The following is a 14,866-nucleotide window of genomic DNA, read 5'->3' on the forward strand; positions in this document are numbered from 1 at the left end:
TTGTGTCAATTTAAAATCAATTTCTATTCAATGTGGTTTTCCGGTAGGTTCTGTAAAATAAGCTCAGATTAAAACAATGACGGGAGGAGCTTATGCAACAGAATATTGAATTTGAGCGGTGCATTGATTTTCTGGTACGGATGATTGATAAGTACGGCGAAGAAGTCCTCCGGGAGTTGGAGGAAGAAAAATAGAATAAAGAAGAAAAAACAGCATAGAATACTTCTTTTCATAGCATTTGTAAGACCGTCGAAGTCTCCTTTTCACAGGTTCGGCTTGCTATTCTCCATCGGAAACAGAGTCTTTCTTTTTTTAGACTTACCAGAAATCATTTCATGCCCAGAATAGATAGCTATGATCATGCAGAACAGAGAGCTACAAGCAAAATACTTATGAGCGGATTTCATATTTTTATAGCCAGTATAAAAGATTCCAAACATTGCTGCCAATGCACCAAGTGACCAATATTTATGTGCTTTCATCTTAGATTTCTCCTGCGTTTTTTTATTATGATTCAGTTTTTTTCTTTTATTTATAAAGAAATGAGGAACACATCTGTATATAGCGAGATGGTTCCTCTTTTTGTTATGCGGTTTTTTGTACAGCCAGCGCTTCGATTTCTTCTAAGGTCAGGTCTGTAAAAGCGGCAATATCTTCGTAAGTGAGTTTACCGGAGGCCAGCATACGTTTAGCAATTTCAATGCGTTCAGCTTTTCGCATATTTTCCATTTCTCTGCACATAGTCAAAACTCCTTCCTCATCTTCTTTAAAATAACGTACTCTGTCAGCAAGGATTTTATAATACATGTCTTTCGGATTGGTACAGGAAAAATCGTGCATTAGTTTTCCGAGTTCTGTTTCATCTTTGATTTGGGAATTTATATAAATAATATGAGCTTCATCACCGAATGGTTCACCGGTTTCCTGGATGATGCGGTCAACATGATAAATTGGAAGCCCGGCTTTTAATACATCATTTTCGGTAATAAAAATCACATAGGTTTCAGTGAGAGCATCATATTTATCGCCAGCTTCAGTTATATTGGCATCTATAAGACTGCTATTGTATCTTGCACGTTTTGCATCAGCACCACGATCACTTCTTTGAATTTCTATATTATAAATGCGGTTATTGGAATCAACAGCTAATATATCCAAGCGAATAGAACGTCCCTGTAAATTTTTTATATCGTATTGTCCCTGCACAGATTGTACTTTAAGGTCATGTCTTTGCAAAATAATTTGAAGTAGAAATTCCGCACATGCCTTATCTTCAAAAACTTTACTCATAAAATCATCATCTAAAAGACGGAACCCCCTGAGGCGTTGTAGATCTTCTTTATGTTTTTGCTCAAAATCTAATGTTTCTTCTGTATTATCCATTGTAAAAACACCACCTGCTTTCCTTTAGAATGGGACATAGTAAACATGGATTCCTGTATCATTATTTTAACATGGCAAATAGTAATCCTCAATACCTGAATTTTGAAATGACAAATGCCGATAAAAAATAACAGTCTATAAATCTTTTACTTTTTCAATCTGTTCATTCACATCTTTAAGTTGCTGTTCAGTATCTTTTAAAGATTTTCTGGGAGCACTGGTCTGGTCTGATGCCTGATTGAGTTCTACATGGAAATCATCAAGAGAATCATAGCCATGTTCCTGTATGTAGGCAACAGTCTGAGCCATCTGCTTCAAATTGGTGAGCTTTACTTTTTGAGCATAGGCTCCACTTTGCTGTGCTTTAATACAGGTTTGCAGATCTATGACAAGCCGGAGATCTGATTTTATGAAAATGAATGGTGTAGAGATAGCAGAAGTATCAGAGAAAGGAACAGTTGGTAAATCTGTGGAAGTATTCGGAGACTGCTGTTCCAGAATTTCTTCTTTCTGTTCTCTATGGGATTTCGTGTTTTCCTCAAATGCTTTCAAGAGAAAATCTTCTGTGTATCTGGTTCCAAGATTCCTTTCAGTGATATATTTTTTTCTGCCAGGGTGAAGATAGCTGTATCGGTTTCGACTGATCTTGAAGATGATGTGATATTTTTCATCAAGGATTTTTGAAAATTCCTCTGGTGATTGGGCGGTGCTTGCAGCATCATCAATAGCGTCACGAAGAAATTGTTTTTCTGTCTGGTAACGTGTTTCCTTTGGTGTGATTCCATCTTCTTTCATTTTCTGATTCAGTTCATCGAGCTTTTCCTGTCCACGGCGTTGTGCCCAATATTCTTTTTCTGTGATTTTTCTTTCAGCAGGAGTGAGCAGATCAACCTGATGTAGTCCTTTTTTTTACACATATCCATAACTTCCTGTTTTAAATGGGTAAGGTATGCTGTGCTTAGGTGGTGTTTGTATCCGGCTTTTGCTTCACAGTCAAATTCCATATAGGGTTCCTGGGGTATGTCATATTTACGGAGACTGTTGATTACGATGTGTACATGGATGTTTCCACTTTCGTTATGACCATCGGTATGAGTACAGACTAAAGCCTGATGACCGGGAAAGTTTTTCTTTGCAAAAGTCAATCCGAGTTGCTGGGCACGTTCACCGGTCAATCCACATTCATCCCTGTCTTTTGGGTCGAAGCTGATGATATAGTGATGGGATTTTATTTCATTGAAGTTTTTGTTCTTGTGATAGTAGCTGTTCAGTTCCTGACATTCAGATGCAAAAGAGAATGGATCACAGTTCAGACCGTCCAGATAATATTCTTCTCTCAGTATCATATGCCCTTCTTCATCAAGAATCGGTTTTTGCGTATACTCGTTGTGCTGGAAGATAAGATACCGTTCCGATTCTCCATAGTCAGAGTTTTTGTTTGCGATATGTTTAATTACTGCCACGAAAATCACCTGCCATTTTCATCACTTCATATTTCATTTCATAAATATCCCGGAGAGACTTTCGGATTTCATTTCTCATTTCAGAAGAGAGGATTCCACCCTGATTAAAATATCGGACAATCTGATTTAGGTTGCTGCCAATTTTACCAAACTCGCTAATAAGTTTTTTTATTTCGGGAACATCTGCGGTAATTTCGTATTTGATGATGACTTTCTGGTTGTCCAGGGCACTTCGGACAAAATCAGAAACCGTCATGCTGTTAGCCTTGGCTCTTTCTGCAAGAAGATCATATTCAGTTTCATTCATGCGTAAATGCACATCTTTAGTTTTTGCAAGAGTTTCCTCTTTCTTAGGTCTTGTCATTGATAACTTCCTTTCTTACGTGGTAGTGGCTTCATAAGAAAATCCAAATTTCGCAGCCTGCTGGGAAAGTAAGGAATGAAAAATTATCGCACTGTGACCATGTAAATGGAAACCAATACACATATCTGTGATTGTGGTCGAGGGTATGGGGAAACGAAATCCCCATCAAGTTGCAAGTGGTCAATAGCCCGGAAAGGGTTATTGACCACTTGCTCTATAGTGTTGAAAAATTGCTGCTTATAAATATATATAAACCAGAAAAAATAGGTGAGCAAGATTAAAATAAAGTTAATTCTTGTTCACCTATTGGATAATAGAATTTAATTCCTTGTTATTCGCTTTAAAACGGATGAAAGTAATAATAAATCTTCTTCAGAAAATTTACTAATATCTGAAATAATAGAATGTAACAAAGTAGGGTTCTGAAAAGATGGATCAAAAAATTCAGTAGGAGTAATATCGAAGTACTTACAAATATCTAAAAAAGTATTCATAGAGGGTAATATTCTGCCAGAACTAATTGATTGTATATATCCTTGCGAACGACCGATTGCTAAGCTCAAAGTGTATTCGGAGATTCCTTTTTGACAACGTAATTCAGTAATTCTATTTTTGATAAATGCTGAAAAATCAGTTTCCTCATTCATTCATGACACCTCCTATACATATTGTAAGTGTTTTAAAATAATTTTATTCGATTTTAAATATCTATTTGACAATTATTTTGATGAAAAATATACTATAAATATCTAAAAACGGTTTTGAGTGAAGATTTAAAAGGAGATGACTTGCATGAGTAATACCGAGAGAGTATTATACTTCCCGGAGGGAAAAATCATGAAGACTATAATTTGCGATGATGAAAAAAGCACATGTTCCGAGCTAGAAGAGATTATACTGAAATATGCGAAAGAGAAGAGCGTTTCACTTGTGACAGAAGTTTTTTATTCTGGAGATACTTTGTTGGATTATTTGAAAAGAGAGAAAATAAACATTCTTTTTCTGGATATAGAATTGCCAGGGAAAGATGGAGTTATGGTAGGCAAATATATAAGAGAGGTTCTTGAAGAAGAGAATATATTTTTGATATATATATCTTCAAAGGAAAATTATGCATTACAGCTTTTTCAAAATCGCCCGTTTGATTTTTTGGTAAAGCCCATAGAAGCGGCGAAGATATATCATGTTTTGGATAATATTTATCGTATATCGGGAAAAAATAGTGTGGGATTTGAGTTCCAAACTCAAAATAGTACATATCGCATTTCGTATAAAGATATTTTGTATTTTCAAAGTACTGGAAGAAAAATTAATATTGTAATGAAAAAAGAGATCAGAACATTTTATGGAAAATTGAATGAGATTGAAAAACGAATTCCAGAAAATGTTTTTTTAAGAATACATAAATCGTATTTAGTAAATAAAAATTATGTAAAGGAATTTACATACGAGTGGGTAAAAATGCTGAATGGAGATGTACTAAATATAAGTAAAATTAATCGTGCAGATGTACGAAGAAAGATTTTGGAGAGTGCTGCAGATGAGTTTAAAAATATTTAATGATATTATAGCGTTACTGGCAAATGCATTACGTTTTTACGCATTGAAGTATTTTGTTGGTATTTTTGTGCAAAAAGAAGAGAGTAGATGGAAGCATGTCTCTATTTTATATATTATAGGCTGGGCATGGACAAGTGCGATAAGCTTGCTATTTTCCTCTCCGGCTATGAATATTTTGTCAAACATTACAAGTCTTTTTTTGATTTTTTTTCCATACCGCATAAAGAAAACAAAGAAATGTTTGGCTGTATTTGTTATATATGTGATTAATGCATTGGTTGACAGCATTGTCATTTTATCTTTAACAAAATATACGATGGGACAGCCGGTGAATCAGGTATGTGAATGTATTACCAGCTTTGCTTTATTATTTATTGCAATTATTATCCAGAGGACAACAGAACCCGAAAAAGAAATTACATTACCGGCATTAAATATGGCTGCACTTTTAATGGTTCCTGTTGTCAGTATTGTATATATATATTATCTGATTATTGTTGCGCATGAAATAAAAGAAATTGTTATTTTTGCAGCACTGGCACTTCTTTTTATTAATATTCTCATTTTTTATCTGTATCATTCACTCCTTAAATTTTATTCTGCCCGTATGAATGAGCAGGTGTTTAAACAGATGTTAGAAGTTTATTCTTATCAATTAGATATAGCCAGAGAATCGGAAGAACGGGCGAAAGCATTGAGGCATGATATAAAACATCATATCATTGAGTTGTCTGCAATGGCTAAAAAAAATAATAATGACGACATGATAAAATATTTAAGCGGCATGAAGGATTTTATGCTAAATCCAAAAGAATATTCAACTACAGGTAATCAGGAAATAGACGGAGTATTAAATTATATGCTGCAGAAAGCAAACAAGACGCTGAATCAAGTAGATGTTCAAATAAATATTCCGAAAGATCTATATTTTAATAATTTTAATATTTGCGTGATTTTGGGGAATCTGGTAGATAATGCAGTAAGAGAGGCCAGTAAATCGAAGGAAAAGTTACTAACTATAAAAATGCAAATAAAACAAGAGGTGTTATTAATCTTTATAGAAAACAGCTATTCAGGAAAAATCCTTGAAAAGAGAAATGGACTGCAGACAACTCAGCCAGAACTTGCAATACATGGTATTGGATTAGAAAATGTAAAAAAAGTGGTCATTGCCAATGGAGGAGAAATAAAAATAGATTATACATCTAATAGATTCTGTGTTCAGGTCCTTTTATATATGTCGCGGATTAAAAACTAAGAGACTCGTTAGGGGTCTCTTTTTTACTTGAAAGAAAAGTCTAATTTTGACAAAATCGTGGGCGAATTTTGACAATTGAATAAATAATCAATAATTATATGCTACAATTCAATCACTTCAAAGGGAGGTGCAAGCCAATGGATAAGAGAACTTCTACAAATGGGAACAAGGTATTGGGGTACATAGCAAAGAGGATAGCTGTAAGAGATGCCAATACAACCTGTCCTTTCTTAGGATACCAGCCTAAACTCCCAACGGCCGTAAAAAAATTAAAGAATTCAAAATGAAAGGAGATTCAAATTATGTTGAACAAAAAGATTAAAAGAACATTGTGTGGTTTAGTTGCTTCTTTATGTTTGGTAGGCAGTACAGTTCCGGTATTTGCTGAAACAGTTGATTTTGACGTCACGGTACCAGGAGATATCCTTTCTCCGAGAGCTGCTAAATTTGATTCGGAACAGAGGTTTTATGTAACAGGAACTTTGTTTAATAAGACGGGAAGATTGGATTGCAGGTCTATTAATCGTACGAATAGTGCAATACAGTCAAGGATAGCGTCAATTTCTCCGAGTTATTTGTCGAGTAGCGCACTATATTACAGTAATGCACCATCAGGGCAGACGTATTACATGACAACATCTGCCAGTGTATCATATCTTCGAGTGAAGGGACGATATACTCCGTAATATTTACGAATAACATTTAAAATAACAAGTTCAGTTAGGGGATACACATACGGTATCCCTTAGCTGAATTTAAGGAGAAAAATATGCTGAAAAAAATAAGATGGTTTTGCCTGACATTATGTATATGTTCGGTTTTGGCTGGATGTAACAAGAGTTCTGTAGATGTCAAAGAAAAAGCAGGGGAAGAAATAGTCTCAATGGAAGAAGCAGAATATAGTTTCCCGGAAAAGTATGAAAAAACCTCTGATTCGGGGAAGGTAAAATTTAATTGTGAGTTGGAAGTGCCGGAAAATATAAAAGGACAAGCTATAAGCACAGTTGATGTAAAGGGACTATATAGCTGTGACAGGGAAAAAGCATGGACTATATTCGGTGAAGGAAAAGAAATAATTGAAAAATCGGAAATTCCGGTAAATGAAGGGAGGGCACCAGAAGACTATTATCTATTTGCAAATGATGAATGTCTTGATATAAATGAAGGCATTACTTACGGAAGCAGCAATTCCAAATATTATTCATCCATCGGTGCGCGAAATTCAAATAATCAGGTTGTGTTTGAAGAGTCAGATGTTTCCTTTAAAAGCGGCGAAGAATGTATTACAGAATTACAAAAAATAATAGATGAATTGGGATACCATTCAGAAGACTTTATATTTGCTTGTTACCCCTTAAATTCTCAGACAATGAAAAATTTGGAAGAACAATATTTACAGGAAGGTCGTTTAACAGAAGAAAAAAGAAAGGAAAGCTGGAGTCAGGAAGATGATGCGTATTTTATTTATGGGTATCAAAAATATGAAGACATTCCTATTTTTCATGAAATGATGAGTATTGCCAGAAGCATGGCATACGATACTCCGGATAATGCTCCTGTCCAGGCGATATATTCTACCCGGGGAATTGAAATTCTGGATATTGGCGGCGTTTATGAATTTGAAAAGGGAGAACAACAAGTTTTACTGAAGCCTTTCGAGGATATTGCTGCTGTGGTTGAGGAAAAATTTGAGAATATTTTAAACGATGCGGAGTATGAAGTGACGAGAGCAAAATTCTATGAGAGGGTATATCTGGATGAGGGACAAAAATATAAGGCAGATCCTATCTGGTATTTTGAAGTAGTCGAAAATAATATAAGTAAATCTGTAACATTAATTAATGCGGAAACAGGAAAGGAAATATTCTTGCAATAAAAATTAGCGAAAGGGATGTTTTATGAATAGATCCACAATTCCTTATTCGATTGTAGAAGAACGAAGAAGGCTTAATAAATGTATAGAAAATGCCCCGAATGAGTGGGAAAGAGAAATATATAAAAAAATCAGAGACATGAAGATACCTTATGACAAATTGGATACAATTCTCGAAACAAGCAAAGAGCTGATTAAAAAGAAAGAGAAACAAAGAAAAAAAAGGATGTTATTCCTGATAAATGTAAGTGGCTTTGCTGCAGGTATTTGTGTATTTATTTTTTTCTGTGGAAAAAGAGCTGTTTACAAAAGGAGAGAAACGGATGAATAGAGCACATTATTTAAAAACGGATATCCGTCGTCTGATAAAAAATTACCCAATATATTTGGCCATTGTGGGTGTTGCAGTATCCATGTGGTTTTCCCTTGAAGATTATGCGTTTACTGAGGGAATGGTAAATGGAAATGCGCTAGATACATATGGTTTCGCTGTTAGTATGTCCGGGATTATGATTGCCTATGCTTTTTGCGCATTCTCTTATGCAACGGTGTTTTGCGAGGATTTGGAGTATAAATATGCCAGATACAGCATCAACAGAGGAAATACATGGAAATATGTGGTATCCAAGGCAGTGGTTGTCTATGGAGCGTCTGTGATCACTATGGTTTTGGGAAGCCTTCTGTTTGTTGCGTCTATACGGTTAAAGATACCCTGGACTTCCGAGGGATTACAGGATGCTTTTTTTATGGAAGGAATGTACGGTTCCCTGATTGTCGGAAAACACTACTGGCCTTATGTTTTTTTGTCCGCATTGCAAATGGGGATGTTTGCAGGGACCTTGTCATTGGCGGCTTCATTTCTGTCTATGTTTGTTTCTAATAAAATGCTGATATTGATCACACCTATTTTAATACAGCAAATATTATTGGAATATCGTGGAAAGGGCTGGTTCAGCGTAATGCTGATATATCCGACCTTGAATCGGTTTTCGACGGATATACAGTACTTTCTTACAGTCTTTGGCTGTAGCTTGTGTTTTTCGGCACTGCTTACCTGGGGAATATACAAAAAAATAAAAAGCAGATTATAGAGGTGGGAGTATGAAGTTATTACAGTATACCTGGAAAAATTCCATGATGAAAATCGCCAATAGCAAAATGGCAGTTTTTGTAATATTGATGATTGTAGTCAGCCGGTCATATGTAGGGGCTATCCGACAGTTTTCAGTTGCAGTGGACTACCCGTCCTCTTGGTGCGTATTTCCATTTGCGATGTGTAGTTTTTCTTATCTGATTATGTTTTGGTTTGGAGTAATTTATGCGAACTCGGATGTGCCTTTTATGCAGCATGTGAATATGTATCATGCAATCCGTGTAGGAAGAAAGTGTTGGGCATTAGGGCAAATAGGAGGGATTTTTATCCGTTCCATTGTTCTTACTGTTGTGGCAGTCATCTGCACAATACTTCCTCTTTTAACGGACATTGAATGGAGCAATGAATGGGGAAAGCTGCTGAGAACGGCAGCAACGACAAGGGCTCTTACGCAGTTTGATAGTTCTGTGTTTATTTATTACGAGATTTTCTCTGAATTTTCGCCATTACAGCTTATAGGGCTGGAGATTCTTCTTTGTGCCTGTATCTGTACATTTATTGGGGTTCTGATGTTCCTGCTAAGTTTGTTTTTGAATAAGATTGCTGCAGTTGCAGGTGGTCTTGCCCTGGCAATCGCTCTATTTCCCGTGCTGAATATACATCCCATGATACGTCATAAACTGGCCTTTTTTATCCCGACGATATGGGCTGAACTGGCAAGGATTGCAACCCCGGATTATGGTTACTATTGGCTGCCATCTATACCTTATATGTTTGGATTTTTAATAGCAGGGATTTTGTGTATGACGGTCATTATTTTAATAAAGGTAAAAAAAATAGAATTTAACTGGGAAAATGAGGATATATAGCGAGGAGTGAAATATATGGACAGGCAGGATTACGTAATTGAAGTATCTCATGTAAGTAAAAGCTTCAAAGATAACAAAGTTTTAAAGGATGTTTCACTTTTATGTGAAAGTGGCAAAATTTATGGTCTTGTAGGGCACAACGGTTCTGGAAAGACTGTTTTGTTTAAGTCTATTTGCGGTTTTCTTTCCTGTGATGAGGGAACGATAACTGTCAATGGTAAAGTGATGGGGAAAGATAAGGATATGCTGACCGATGCGGGGATCATTATTGAGGATCCGGGTTTTTTGCGGACCTGGAGTGGCTATCATAATCTGGAATTTCTTTATACTTTGCGAAACAAAAAGAATAAAGATTATCTCTGCTCTGTTCTGAGAAAGGTTGGTTTGGATCCTGCATTGAAGCGTCCGGTTGGAAAATATTCACTGGGTATGCGTCAGAGACTTGCTCTTGCACAGGCCATCATGGAAGATCCGGGAATTTTGATTTTGGATGAACCTATGAATGGTCTGGACAAAAACGGGGTAAGAGAAATCAGGGAGCTTCTGTTAAAAATGAAAGAAGAAAATAAACTGATTATCCTGGCTAGCCATAACCGGGAGGATATAGAGGTTCTTTGCGACGAGGTATATGAGATGGAGGGAGGTGTGATCAGTAAAGTAAAAGATGAAACAAATTAAAAGTTAAAGATGGCAGCAAAAATGCAGAGAAAAGGAGAAGATTATGATGAAGATGAACAGAAAAAAATGGTTATGTGGAGTAGCAGCATGTTTATGTTTGACAGGAAGCACTGTTCCGGTATTTGCAGATACAGTTACATTTAACATTACTATACCGGGTGATATTATTTCTAAAAGATCGGTGAAAGCTGATGATGAGCAGAAGTTTTATGTGACAGGTACTAAGTTCAGTAGTTCAGGAAAATTATATTGTAAATCCAGTAGACTGCATGCGACAACAACATCTAATACTGCAACGATTTCAAAAAATACTCCAAGTGCAAGTGCTTCCTATACGAGCTACGCGCTGCCCAGGTACGAATATTTTATGCATTGTACAGCAAGTGTAGGCAGTTTACATGTAGAAGGACGTTATACACCGTGATTTGTAAGTGAGAGCAGAAAAATGAGAAAAGACATAATGATTTCAGGTATATGTGCGTTATCGCTTATTATGCTGACTCAAAATGCGTATGCGCAGACGTATGAAAAGGAATCCGAATCCGGTAAAGTTAGGTTTCAGTGTGAGTTAGAAGTTCCGGAGAATTGGAACGGAAAAGAGATTCCCAAATTTATTTTGGAAAGTGTGCATTTTGTGGATAGTGAAAAGACATATGCAAATTTTGTAGAAGGAAAAGAAATTCTCGAGCATTATAATACTCCTGCTAGTGATCTATATCCGGAAGAAAACTATTATGTTTTAGCGGATGGTACAAATGTAGGGATTGGAATGGAGTTTGGAGTATCAACGGAAAAATCGGCTTATTATGCTCAAATAGGGGTGACTAATACGGAGAATATGGAGAAGTTTACTTCTGCGACAGAATCTATTGTAAACGATCAGGATGCTGTACAAAAAGTAAAAGAAACTCTTGAAAATGCCGGATATGCAGTAGAAAATTTAGTTTTTCAGACTTCTTCTTTGAGCGCGGATATACTTCGGGAAATTGAAAACCAATATGTTGCTGAAGGATTGCTGGAAGAGAGTAAACGAAAGCCTGAGTGGACAAACGAGGATGATGTATGTATCGTATATGCAAGGCAGACAGTAAGTGGGATTCCTGTGTATCCTGAATTATCGGTTATGGCACAGGCGCTTGCATATGATACGCCAGAGTCCAGTCCAGTGGTTGCTGTTTGTTCTACACGGGGGATAGAAAGCCTGCGTGTGTATGGTCTTTATGATTTCCAGGAAGATGGGGAAAATGTACCGTTAAAAGGTTTTGACGAAATCGCAGCAACGGTAGAAACAAAGTATGAAAACTTATTAGATGAATCTACTTATACAGTGACTCGGGCAAAATTTTATGAGCGTGCATACATAAATGAAGATCAGCAATATACGGCAGAACCAATCTGGTATTTGGAGATAAATGATAATAATTCTCAAAAATACGTCATGCTGGTTAATGCTGAAACAGGTAAAGAGATATATTTAATGTAGGGTTAATATGATTAAAGAGAGAGATTCTGTAGGAGAAAATTGAATGATAGGTGAGTGGAGCAGGAAAATATCAAACCAAATATGTGAAAATCAGAACGAAAAGGAAATTATTCAATATGGTTTAAATCAGCTTTTTTGGATACTATTAAATTTTTTTGCAATTGCAATATCAGGTGTTTTGTGGCACGAATTTTGTTTTAGTATCTTGGTCTTTTTGGAAATATATTTTTTGCGCCCGTATGCGGGCGGTTATCATGCTGATACAGAAATAAAATGCTGTATGATTTCTGTAGGAATCGTGAATATTGCAATGCTAGTAAGAAAAATCAACGTGATTTCGTTGGATTGTATGTTTGTTATTTATTTATGCTTCATTTGTGTAATTGTTCTGTTTTCTCCTGTAGATAATCCGATACATCCATTGTCAAAAGTCGATAGTAGGTTCTATGCAAAAAGATCGAGGCAATTAATTTTGGGGTACAGCTTCTTGCTTGTAATAAGTATAGCTCTGCGAATTATGGTTTTAAGAGATTCAATTATATACACAGTTTTGATAGTAGGAATATCTGCATTGGCAGGAAAATGGAAGTACAGGAAGCGAGTATTCGTTTTGTGAAAAATATAAATTAAAAACGTCCAGTAGGTTTGACCTATGAGGACGTTTTTTTATGTCATTTTTAAGAAATTTTCTTTCAGATTCGAACAAAACGCATTGTTCAAACGGGATAAGAGTGAAAGGGAAAAAGACCTTTGCTCATATCTCATGGTCGGGGAGGAGGTGAACTCTATGGAGCAATCTTCTTCCTATGATGAAAAAACGGTAATGCACCAGTTTGATCGAAAATGTAAATTGGCATTAAAGGGCGAAATAGTGGATTATGAAAGACATTTAGCCTATCTTAGAAAACATGAAACTTTGTTTTCAGAATTATCCGAACAAGAGATGGAGAGCCTTTCTATATTTGATGAATATGAATTGGAAAAAAGCTATTTTCGGGCAGGCGGTTATGATGTGGAGGTAAAAAATGCTCTATTGGCAGAAGCATTAACTGCACTGACAGAGAGAAAAAGGGACATTATTCTTTTGTCATACTTTGTGGAAATGAATGATGCGGATATAGCAAGAAAACTGAACCTTGTCAGAAGTACGGTACATGAGCATCGTACACGATCGCTTGAAATACTAAAGATTATGCTGGAGGAAAATGCAGATGAAAACGGAAGAAAAAAGTGTAAATAATAAAAAATTGATACCGTTTTGGGTAATCGAAAGAGCATTGGAGGGTGACATTCAGGCGATAAATAAAATTCTGAAACATGTGGAGACAATCTGCCTCTTGAGCAACCGAAAAGCAGACTCTCATATAAAGCTTTCCCTTGATATGGACGAGTATTACGACATCATGGATAAGGAAAAAGCGGAAAAGAAATAACTTCATAATATACCGAACTTAAGCGATAAGCTGCTGATGCGAAAGCATTTGCAGCTTATTTTTTTCGCTGGAGGGAGGTGGTGCCATTGGGCTGAATGAATTAGAGACAGAGTTACAAGCAATCAATGACAAATTATGAAAAGGAGATTTCGATTATGGCAAAGAAAAGAAGTATTAAGGTTATCAGCCAGAGCGGGCATAACTATAAGGCAACGCCGACAATCATGTTGAAGGGGCAGTGGCTTAAGAAGTTAGGTTTTGATATCGGAGATTATGTTTCTATCACTTGTGAGAATGGTAAGCTTGTTATTACACCGGATGCGGAGAGAGCTGCTATTGCAGAAGCCGAAGCGGATTTTATGGAAAGAGAAATAGAATCATTAAAGAAAAAGTTCGAGGTAGAAAAGGCGAAACTTCATGCTCAGTTTGTAGCGGAGCAGGGTGCCGGATATGCAACTGTTGATGTAACAGATTAAGGAGGCACTTATTGTTCAAGAAAGAAGATATAGAATCAATTGATAGAAAGTATTTTACAGTTATAGTTGCGAATGAATATGATATTACTCTTGTTTCGAACAATACGCATCATGTCTGGTATATACATAATGTTGAACTTCCTGATAGGGAATTGTGTATAGTCTTTCATAAGCATAAAGCTTCTCATCCATATCACAACCACTCATGGTGTGGTACCTTAAAAAAAGCAATAAAGGATATCAAATCGCACGATCAATTTCAGTTAAATGGCAGAAGACCTGTTCATAGACATTAAAAACGAGAGCGGTAGCACAGATATAGTGTTACCGCTCTCTTGGTACTACTTACGGTTTTTCTTGTGATGACGAAGCTTGAGGTAATCACAAACGGCATCATGTGCGTTATTGATTTCCTGTCTGCCACGACTTGACTTAAGGCCGATGGTAATGCAGATATCGTCAATTGACATTCCGCTTAAGCTGAGACGGATAATCTGTCCGTAGCGAGGGTTGGTCTTATCGAAGTGAGCCAACATCTGAAGTTTGAGTTCGTCCTCAGTGGGTTCTGGGTCAATCTTTTCAAGAACCTGGTCTTCTACAGAAGGAGTGCTGGTGTCTTCGATATCAAAACCGTCTCCCTCATATTCATAATCTAACGAAATGATTTCTACACGGTGGGTGTTACGACGTTCAAGCAGTCCCTTATTTTGGCATCCCTTGCACTTGCGGGTGTAAGGGCAGAGCTTGTCCGTACCATCTGCATTCTTAACGATGACGCAGCGACCCTCACGTCCGGCTTCAAGTTCTTTGTTAAGCTTGTCCCAAAATTCCTGCATGTATGACGCAAAGTAACCTTCACTAATTGCCATAAAGCCTACTACTGCATCCGGTTAGTTTCTAAACTATAACCGGATACAACCTGGCCAATTTAAT

Annotated in this window: 21 protein-coding genes; 14 read left to right on the forward strand and 7 right to left on the reverse strand. The window is 36.5% G+C overall.

Going from position 1 to position 14,866, the window contains the following annotated elements:
• Nucleotides 1-263: 263 nt before the first annotated feature.
• The 6 genes from LJE12_RS04885 to LJE12_RS04910 form a co-directional block, all read right to left on the reverse strand.
• Nucleotides 264-482: a DUF6219 family protein gene (locus LJE12_RS04885; RefSeq protein WP_118338731.1), complete on the reverse strand. Its 219-nt coding sequence runs from the start codon at nt 480-482 to the stop codon at nt 264-266.
• 103 nt (nt 483-585) lie between these two features.
• On the reverse strand, nt 586-1,383 hold the full coding sequence (locus tag LJE12_RS04890; RefSeq protein ID WP_161280830.1) for an Rpn family recombination-promoting nuclease/putative transposase: 798 nt from the start codon (nt 1,381-1,383) through the stop codon (nt 586-588).
• A 135-nt stretch (nt 1,384-1,518) separates the two neighbouring features.
• Nucleotides 1,519-2,178 carry a hypothetical protein gene (locus LJE12_RS20215; protein ID WP_227221773.1) on the reverse strand — a complete coding sequence of 220 codons (660 nt, stop codon included), beginning with the start codon at nt 2,176-2,178 and terminating at the stop codon, nt 1,519-1,521.
• Between the two features lie 8 nt (nt 2,179-2,186).
• Nucleotides 2,187-2,846, reverse strand: coding sequence for a relaxase/mobilization nuclease domain-containing protein (locus tag LJE12_RS20220; RefSeq protein ID WP_227221772.1), 660 nt, complete (start codon nt 2,844-2,846; stop codon nt 2,187-2,189).
• On the reverse strand, nt 2,833-3,210 hold the full coding sequence (locus LJE12_RS04905) for a plasmid mobilization protein (protein WP_055152157.1): 378 nt from the start codon (nt 3,208-3,210) through the stop codon (nt 2,833-2,835). The genes LJE12_RS20220 and LJE12_RS04905 overlap by 14 nt, the downstream gene beginning before the upstream one ends.
• Nucleotides 3,211-3,530: 320 nt before the next feature.
• Nucleotides 3,531-3,857 carry a helix-turn-helix transcriptional regulator gene (locus tag LJE12_RS04910; RefSeq protein ID WP_055152154.1) on the reverse strand — a complete coding sequence of 109 codons (327 nt, stop codon included), beginning with the start codon at nt 3,855-3,857 and terminating at the stop codon, nt 3,531-3,533.
• A gap of 145 nt (nt 3,858-4,002) precedes the next feature.
• On the opposite strand from LJE12_RS04910, the gene LJE12_RS04915 reads away from it, so the two are divergent.
• The 14 genes from LJE12_RS04915 to LJE12_RS04980 all read left to right on the forward strand — a co-directional run bounded on the left by LJE12_RS04915 (nt 4,003) and on the right by LJE12_RS04980 (nt 13,933).
• On the forward strand, nt 4,003-4,770 hold the full coding sequence (locus LJE12_RS04915; protein WP_055152152.1) for a LytR/AlgR family response regulator transcription factor: 768 nt from the start codon (nt 4,003-4,005) through the stop codon (nt 4,768-4,770).
• The gene (locus tag LJE12_RS04920; protein ID WP_055152150.1) at nt 4,751-6,028 is read left to right on the forward strand and encodes a sensor histidine kinase; all 1,278 of its coding nucleotides are present in this window, start codon (nt 4,751-4,753) and stop codon (nt 6,026-6,028) included. The genes LJE12_RS04915 and LJE12_RS04920 overlap by 20 nt, the downstream gene beginning before the upstream one ends.
• Nucleotides 6,029-6,165: 137 nt before the next feature.
• The gene (locus LJE12_RS04925) at nt 6,166-6,315 is read left to right on the forward strand and encodes a cyclic lactone autoinducer peptide (protein WP_156331212.1); all 150 of its coding nucleotides are present in this window, start codon (nt 6,166-6,168) and stop codon (nt 6,313-6,315) included.
• A 482-nt stretch (nt 6,316-6,797) separates the two neighbouring features.
• On the forward strand, nt 6,798-7,904 hold the full coding sequence (locus tag LJE12_RS04930; RefSeq protein WP_025580732.1) for a hypothetical protein: 1,107 nt from the start codon (nt 6,798-6,800) through the stop codon (nt 7,902-7,904).
• 22 nt (nt 7,905-7,926) lie between these two features.
• Nucleotides 7,927-8,232 (forward strand): hypothetical protein, encoded by a 306-nt coding sequence (locus LJE12_RS04935; RefSeq protein WP_025580731.1) that lies wholly within the window; start codon nt 7,927-7,929, stop codon nt 8,230-8,232.
• Complete coding sequence (locus tag LJE12_RS04940; RefSeq protein WP_025580729.1) at nt 8,225-8,992, forward strand: hypothetical protein; 768 nt, start codon at nt 8,225-8,227, stop codon at nt 8,990-8,992. Before LJE12_RS04935 ends, LJE12_RS04940 begins: the two co-directional genes overlap by 8 nt.
• A 10-nt stretch (nt 8,993-9,002) precedes the next feature.
• On the forward strand, nt 9,003-9,863 hold the full coding sequence (locus LJE12_RS04945) for a hypothetical protein (protein ID WP_173681700.1): 861 nt from the start codon (nt 9,003-9,005) through the stop codon (nt 9,861-9,863).
• Nucleotides 9,864-9,878: 15 nt separating this feature from the next.
• Nucleotides 9,879-10,541 carry an ABC transporter ATP-binding protein gene (locus LJE12_RS04950; protein WP_025580726.1) on the forward strand — a complete coding sequence of 221 codons (663 nt, stop codon included), beginning with the start codon at nt 9,879-9,881 and terminating at the stop codon, nt 10,539-10,541.
• Between the two features lie 43 nt (nt 10,542-10,584).
• Entirely contained in the window at nt 10,585-10,965 is a 381-nt protein-coding gene (locus tag LJE12_RS04955; protein ID WP_156331211.1) for a hypothetical protein, read from the forward strand.
• A 21-nt stretch (nt 10,966-10,986) separates the two neighbouring features.
• On the forward strand, nt 10,987-12,024 hold the full coding sequence (locus LJE12_RS04960; RefSeq protein ID WP_156331210.1) for a hypothetical protein: 1,038 nt from the start codon (nt 10,987-10,989) through the stop codon (nt 12,022-12,024).
• A 43-nt stretch (nt 12,025-12,067) separates the two neighbouring features.
• Nucleotides 12,068-12,640 (forward strand): accessory gene regulator B family protein, encoded by a 573-nt coding sequence (locus LJE12_RS04965; RefSeq protein WP_025580722.1) that lies wholly within the window; start codon nt 12,068-12,070, stop codon nt 12,638-12,640.
• 171 nt (nt 12,641-12,811) lie between these two features.
• On the forward strand, nt 12,812-13,264 hold the full coding sequence (locus LJE12_RS04970; protein WP_025580721.1) for a sigma factor-like helix-turn-helix DNA-binding protein: 453 nt from the start codon (nt 12,812-12,814) through the stop codon (nt 13,262-13,264).
• Nucleotides 13,236-13,457, forward strand: a complete 222-nt coding sequence (locus LJE12_RS04975) for a helix-turn-helix domain-containing protein (protein ID WP_025580720.1) — start codon at nt 13,236-13,238, stop codon at nt 13,455-13,457. The genes LJE12_RS04970 and LJE12_RS04975 overlap by 29 nt, the downstream gene beginning before the upstream one ends.
• Before the next feature lie 155 nt (nt 13,458-13,612).
• A complete protein-coding gene (locus LJE12_RS04980; RefSeq protein ID WP_025580718.1) occupies nt 13,613-13,933 on the forward strand; it encodes a SymE family type I addiction module toxin in 321 nt (106 codons plus the stop codon).
• 341 nt (nt 13,934-14,274) lie between these two features.
• Here LJE12_RS04980 and LJE12_RS04985 read toward each other — a convergent pair whose 3' ends face one another.
• Entirely contained in the window at nt 14,275-14,802 is a 528-nt protein-coding gene (locus tag LJE12_RS04985) for a hypothetical protein (protein ID WP_172730354.1), read from the reverse strand.
• Between the last annotated feature and the right edge of the window lie 64 nt (nt 14,803-14,866).

It is taken from the genome of Blautia sp. DFI.6.71 (assembly GCF_020593585.1).
In the GTDB taxonomy this organism is placed as follows: domain Bacteria; phylum Bacillota; class Clostridia; order Lachnospirales; family Lachnospiraceae; genus Blautia_A; species Blautia_A wexlerae.